Raw genomic sequence first — 2,287 nt, 5'->3', positions numbered from 1 at the left:
TCTTCACCTGGTCGTCTTTACGGCCAAGAAACTCTATGGAGCCATCTGCATTCCATTTTCCCAGGTCACCCGTATTGTAGATCCTTGTTTTGGGATTGAATGGGTTCTTAATAAATCTTTCCTCAGTAAGCATTTCATTACGATAATACCCGGCCGCCAGTCCATCGCCGCCGATAAATATAGTTCCCGGCACACCTATGGGCGCCAGTTGCAATTGTTCATCAACAATGAAAATTTGTGTATTTGAAATTGGGGCGCCTATATTCCTGGCCTGTTTTGGCTGTTCTATTTTTCCGGTGGTAGACCAAATGGTGGTTTCGGTAGGCCCATACATATTCCACAATTCCCTGCAATGTTGTAAAAGCTTTTCGGCCACTGCTTCGCTTAACAGATCACCACCACATAAAACCTTCAATGCGCCATTCCCTTCCCATCCGCTATCGAAGAGCATTTGATAAAATGATGGAGTGGCCTGTATGATGGTTGGTCCTGTTTCCTCCAGCTTTTTAATGATCCGTTGGGGGTCCGACAAGGTATCATACCCGGCCATATATACGCAAGCCCCGCTTATCAATGGCAGGAACATTTCCAGTACGGCAATATCAAAAGAACAGGTAGTAACTGCAAATAACAGGTCATTTGCAGTTATGCCGGGCTTTGATCGCATACTGTTTAAAAAATTAACGACAGACCGGTGCGCAATGGCTATGCCTTTGGGTTTGCCGGTTGAACCGGACGTATAAATGATATAAGCCGTGTCATGAGCCGAACTTATATCGTTTACCGTAATGAGGTCGTTCTCATTTTGCACAGGAATATCTTCTATTTTCAGTATCGATAATCCGGCTATCTCAAAATGATCCGATCTGTTTTCTTCTGTAATTAAGATCTGGCAACCACTATGCTTCAGAATATACTTTAGCCGTTGTGCCGGATAAATGGGATCAAGGGGAATATAAGGTCTTCCGGATTGCAATACGCCCAGGAGCACGGCAATCATGTCGGCTGACCTTGATAACAGCACCCCAACAGGCGCTTTATCCGAAGTATCATAAAGACCGTTTATCCGGCGCGTTACCTGGCAGGCGCGGTTCATCAGTTGCCGGTAACTATATGATGAGTGGTCACCTTTTATTGCGATCTTATCCGGATGTCTTTTTGCCTGTTCATGGATCAGATGCACAACTGTTTTATCATCCTGATAAGCCGTCGTAGTAGCATTGAAGGTGTACAATAACCGTTGCTTTTCATCTGCATTTAAATAATCAAGTGTATTGATCGGCGCATCCGGTTGGTGCGTAATAGCTGCAAGCAGTTGTTGCAAATGGTTTGATAACCGGACAACCGTTTCGCGCCTGAAAATATTACTATTATATTCTATTCCCACCTGCAGCCCATCACCGGATTCAACAAAACCAAACGTGAGATCAAACTTACTAACCGGACTTTCCGTTTCCCGGTAGGCACTTACAGACAGTTCTCCGGCCTGCATAATGCTATTTGCCGGCTGGTTGTTTTGCAGTACCAGCATTACATCGAACAATGCATTCCGGCTCGTGTCGGGCGGCAACCGCAATTCATTGACGAGCGTATCGAAAGGATATCCCTGATGCTGATAAGCCTGTAAGGTTAGCTGTTTTATATTTTGCAGTAACGCAATAAAACTGTCGCCGCCTGCAAATCTCGTTCTGAAGACCAGCGTATTTGCATATAGCCCCAGCTGGTTTTCAAGTTCTATATGTTCTCTACCGGCAACAGGACTGCCTGTAATAATATCTTCCTGGCCGGTATATCTATGTAAAATGGCATTTATTGTTGCCAGCAAACCCATAAACAGCGTAGCGCCCTGATGCTGAACAAGCATTTTGAACTGCCGGCTGATGTTGGCATCAACCTTTGCCAGTACAGTTCCGCCATCAAATGTTTTCAAAGCAGGACGAACATAATCACCCGGGAAATTCAGCACTGGCAACGGGCCTTTCAGTATTTGCATCCAAAAATCCCTATGCTGCTGCAATGCATGGCCGCTTAACTGTTGTTGTTGCCAAATGACATAATCCTTGTATTGAATGCGTAGCGGTAACAAGGTGCCTGTTTGGCTTTTTCTATGCCAATAATACAATTGCACTAATTCCTGCATGAGTATCTCCATCGACCATCCATCGGTGATGATATGGTGCATGGAAAATAACAGGATCCACCTGTTGTCCTGTACCTGTAATAAGCCTGCACGCAACAATGGGCCCGATGAAAGATCAAATGGCGTGGTTAGTTCCTGTTGTACAAA

At 44.9% G+C, this 2,287-nt stretch carries 1 protein-coding gene; it reads right to left on the bottom strand.

All coding sequences use genetic code 11. The annotated features are described in order from the left end of the window. Positions 1-2,287 (bottom strand): non-ribosomal peptide synthetase (locus A4R26_RS03735; protein WP_133054522.1); only part of this gene is annotated, 2,287 nt, incomplete at both ends.

This window comes from Niastella populi (assembly GCF_002078015.1).
GTDB lineage: Bacteria > Bacteroidota > Bacteroidia > Chitinophagales > Chitinophagaceae > Niastella > Niastella populi.
This window is presented reverse-complemented; position numbering and strand designations above follow the sequence as displayed.